Below are 973 nucleotides of genomic sequence, written 5' to 3' on the forward strand. Positions count from 1 at the left end.
AAGCTGTCATTAAAAAGTAAACATGTATTCTTTTCCGAATTGGTTTGATACTCTCTCCACCCATTGCTCTATTTTATCAGCTGTCATGACTTGAAAATCTCGCCAATAATATTTCATCTGCTTCCATACCATCTCGATTCGATTTAACTCAGGGCTATAAGCTGGAATAAAATACAAATTCGTCGAAAAGTTACTTTTAAGTAGCTCTCTGTAATCAGCCATCTTTTTACTTCTATGAATCGAGGCATTATCAACAATAAGAACCAATGGAAGGTTATAAGTCTGTTTTACTTGTTGAGCTATTCCAGTTAAATAGGCATAAAACCAAGTGCTTGTAACTGACTCTTGTAAACAACTTGTCACCAGTTTCCCCGTTGAAAGCAAACACCCCATGACATTAACTCGTTTTAATCTTATTGCATCAACCGCATGAACATCACCTATCTTTGTCCATGCATAGCGGTTATCAGGTGTAGATGAAAACCCTGTTTCATCAACATAACCTAATATAATTTCACCACGTGCCGCTTGCTCTCGTAATTTTTCAATCTGCTGTGTTGCTTGTTCAAATGCAATCGGATCTCTTTTTTTTCAAGCTATGACGGGTACGCTTGAAGACCATACCTGAATCACGTAAAAACTTACGAATGGTTTCAACAGACACGGACACTTCGTATTTTTCATGTAGTTTGACTCGGATTTGTTCTGCATTGAGTGGACTTGTATTGACCCAATCTAGGATTTTCGCCTGATAGTCTGAGATCAATGTATTGGGCCGACCTGAGCGATGACCTTCTTTAATCGATTCAAACTCATACAATTCCCAACGTCGGCGTTGTAGCCTTATGGTTTCTGGGATACGTTCTTGTAGAGTGGCAACTTCCGCAACACTTTTACCTTCAGAAAGCCAGAGAATAGTTTGGGCACGTTGTCTTTCACGCCAATGTTTTGCATGCTTGGCCAGAAAAATGAG

2 protein-coding genes are annotated in these 973 nt (G+C 39.3%); both read right to left on the reverse strand.

From position 1 onward, the window contains the following. Positions 1-9 precede the first annotated feature (9 nt). A complete protein-coding gene (locus CL42_RS16170) occupies positions 10-576 on the reverse strand; it encodes an IS630 family transposase (RefSeq protein WP_121533679.1) in 567 nt (188 codons plus the stop codon). Next, a partial coding sequence (locus CL42_RS16175) for a helix-turn-helix domain-containing protein (protein WP_035270989.1) occupies positions 566-973 on the reverse strand: 408 nt, incomplete at its 5' end. The genes CL42_RS16170 and CL42_RS16175, both read right to left, overlap by 11 nt.

It is taken from the genome of Acinetobacter sp. Ver3, assembly GCF_000632455.1.
Lineage (GTDB): Bacteria > Pseudomonadota > Gammaproteobacteria > Pseudomonadales > Moraxellaceae > Acinetobacter.